This window comes from Undibacterium sp. Ji83W (genome assembly GCF_049340385.1).
Taxonomy (GTDB): domain Bacteria; phylum Pseudomonadota; class Gammaproteobacteria; order Burkholderiales; family Burkholderiaceae_D; genus Undibacterium.
This window is the reverse complement of record NZ_JBMPOZ010000049.1, coordinates 1,706-5,182: the sequence shown is the minus strand read 5'-3', so window position 1 is coordinate 5,182 and position 3,477 is coordinate 1,706. Positions and strand designations below refer to the sequence as shown.

Sequence of the window (3,477 nt, the reverse complement as noted above, 5' to 3'; positions counted from 1 at the left end):
GGGGGTATGCGGAATAAAAGCCTGACGATAACCTACTTTCACACTGGTTGCAGCACTATCATTGGCGCGTAATCGTTTCACGGTCCTGTTCGGGATGGGAAGGGGTGGTACCGATTAGCTATGGTCATCAGGCATAACTTGTTGATTGATTGAAGGCTGCGTTGCTTTGCGGCCTGCAAAAAATCCAATTCAGAAGAAGTTCAGTAGAGTGTGCGTCAGAGGTGAGTCTTCGCACTAATCAATAATTTTGTTTTTCACAGTAAGCGAGACCATCGCTTACTGTGGTGGTTGTGACTGCTGTCGAACAAGTGAAATTCTTCCGAATTTCCATTTTCGCAAACACTTCACAATACTTGTCGTAGCCTGTAACCTGCTAAGGTTATAGGGACAAGCCTTACGGGCAATTAGTACTGGTTAGCTTAATGCATTACTGCACTTCCACACCCAGCCTATCAACGTCCTGGTCTCGAACGACCCTTTAAAGAGATCAAGTCTCTGGGAAGTCTCATCTTAAGGCGAGTTTCCCGCTTAGATGCTTTCAGCGGTTATCTCTTCCGAACATAGCTACTCGGCAATGCCACTGGCGTGACAACCGATACACCAGAGGTTCGTCCACTCCGGTCCTCTCGTACTAGGAGCAGCCCCCTTCAAACTTCCAACGCCCACGGCAGATAGGGACCAAACTGTCTCACGACGTTTTAAACCCAGCTCACGTACCACTTTAAATGGCGAACAGCCATACCCTTGGGACCGGCTACAGCCCCAGGATGTGATGAGCCGACATCGAGGTGCCAAACTCCCCCGTCGATATGAACTCTTGGGAGGAATCAGCCTGTTATCCCCAGAGTACCTTTTATCCGTTGAGCGATGGCCCTTCCATACAGAACCACCGGATCACTATGTCCTACTTTCGTACCTGCTCGACTTGTCAGTCTCGCAGTTAAGCACGCTTATGCCATTGCACTATTAGCACGATGTCCGACCGTACCTAGCGTACCTTCGAACTCCTCCGTTACACTTTGGGAGGAGACCGCCCCAGTCAAACTGCCTACCATGCACTGTCCCCGACCCGGATTACGGGCCAAGGTTAGAACCTCAAATAAACCAGGGTGGTATTTCAAGGATGGCTCCACGCAAACTGGCGTCCACGCTTCAAAGCCTCCCACCTATCCTACACAGATCGATTCAAAGTCCAATGCAAAGCTACAGTAAAGGTTCATGGGGTCTTTCCGTCTAGCCGCGGGTAGATTGCATCATCACAAACATTTCAACTTCGCTGAGTCTCGGGAGGAGACAGTGTGGCCATCGTTACGCCATTCGTGCAGGTCGGAACTTACCCGACAAGGAATTTCGCTACCTTAGGACCGTTATAGTTACGGCCGCCGTTTACTGGGACTTCAATCAAGAGCTTGCACCCCATCATTTAATCTTCCAGCACCGGGCAGGCGTCACACCCTATACGTCCACTTTCGTGTTTGCAGAGTGCTGTGTTTTTATTAAACAGTCGCAGCCACCAGTTTATTGCAACCCCTTCACCCTTCTGCCGCAGGGCAGTCAAGCTACAAGGGCGTACCTTATCCCGAAGTTACGGTACCAATTTGCCGAGTTCCTTCTCCCGAGTTCTCTCAAGCGCCTTAGAATACTCATCTCGCCCACCTGTGTCGGTTTGCGGTACGGTCTCGTATGACTGAAGCTTAGAGGCTTTTCTTGGAACCACTTCCGATTGCTTCATGAATAAATTCACTCGTCCCAGTCCCTTGAATTACGCTGCCGGATTTGCCTAACAGCCTTCTTTGAACCAGAAACCGACTATTCCAACAGTCGGACAACCTTCCGCGATCCGTCCCCCCATCGCATCATACGACGGTGCAGGAATATTAACCTGCTTCCCATCAGCTACGCATCTCTGCCTCGCCTTAGGGGCCGACTCACCCTGCTCCGATGAACGTTGAACAGGAAACCTTGGGCTTACGGCGTGGAGGCTTTTCACCCCCATTATCGCTACTCATGTCAGCATTCGCACTTCTGATACCTCCAGCATCCTTTACAAGACACCTTCGCAGGCTTACAGAACGCTCTCCTACCATATCCATAAATGGATATCCGCAGCTTCGGTGTATAGCTTAGCCCCGTTACATCTTCCGCGCAGGACGACTCGATCAGTGAGCTATTACGCTTTCTTTAAAGGGTGGCTGCTTCTAAGCCAACCTCCTGACTGTTTTAGCCTTCCCACTTCGTTTTCCACTTAGCTATACTTTGGGACCTTAGCTGGCGGTCTGGGTTGTTTCCCTCTTGACACCGGACGTTAGCACCCGATGTCTGTCTCCCTTGCTCGCACTCGTCGGTATTCGGAGTTTGCAATGGTTTGGTAAGTCGCGATGACCCCCTAGCCATAACAGTGCTCTACCCCCGACGGTGATACAAGAGGCACTACCTAAATAGTTTTCGGAGAGAACCAGCTATTTCCAAGTTTGTTTAGCCTTTCACCCCTACCCACAGCTCATCCCCTAATTTTTCAACATTAGTGGGTTCGGTCCTCCAGTGCGTGTTACCGCACCTTCAACCTGGCCATGAGTAGATCACTTGGTTTCGGGTCTACACCCAGCGACTGATTCGCCCTATTCGGACTCGATTTCTCTACGGCTTCCCTATGCGGTTAACCTTGCCACTGAATGTAAGTCGCTGACCCATTATACAAAAGGTACGCAGTCACGGATCAAGTCCGCTCCTACTGTTTGTATGCACACGGTTTCAGGATCTATTTCACTCCCCTCCCGGGGTTCTTTTCGCCTTTCCCTCACGGTACTGGTTCACTATCGGTCGATATCGAGTATTTAGCCTTGGAGGATGGTCCCCCCATGTTCAGACAGGATTTCTCGTGTCCCGCCCTACTTGTCGCAAACTTAGTTCCACACCGATAATTTCGTATAAGGGGCTATCACCCTCTATGGCCGGAGTTTCCAATCCGTTCTACTATTAAAGATGCTAAATCTTGCAGGCTCTTCCCATTTCGCTCGCCACTACTTTGGGAATCTCGGTTGATTTCTTTTCCTGTAGCTACTTAGATGTTTCAGTTCGCCACGTTCGCTTTGCATACCTATGTATTCAGTATGCAATGACCTTACGGCCGGGTTTCCCCATTCGGAAATCTGCGGATCAATGTGTGTTTGCTCACTCCCCGCAGCTTATCGCAAGCTACTACGTCCTTCATCGCCTGATATCGCCAAGGCATCCACCATGTGCACTTAGTCACTTGTCCCTATAACGTTAGCTTCTGGTGTCTTCATCAATTGCTTGATCAAGGTTCATCACCAAAAACCGGTTATAGTTCTTTACTACTTATGAGTATTACTTTAGCGTTTGCCGTATCTCAAGGAATTTGATTTTTTCTAAAACTTGTCTTTCGACAGCTTTTCAAACTCTTTTTAATACTATGTTTGTTCGATACAATCACAACCCTTCCATAATTTCCACTTA

At 49.2% G+C, this 3,477-nt stretch carries 2 rRNA genes; both read right to left on the bottom strand.

Annotated features, from left to right (window positions below):
• Window positions 1-19 precede the first annotated feature (19 nt).
• Window positions 20-132: ribosomal RNA gene (rrf, locus tag ACO0LD_RS31590) — 5S ribosomal RNA — on the bottom strand.
• Window positions 133-383: 251 nt separating this feature from the next.
• Window positions 384-3,259, bottom strand: a 23S ribosomal RNA gene (locus ACO0LD_RS31585).
• Window positions 3,260-3,477: the final 218 nt, after the last annotated feature.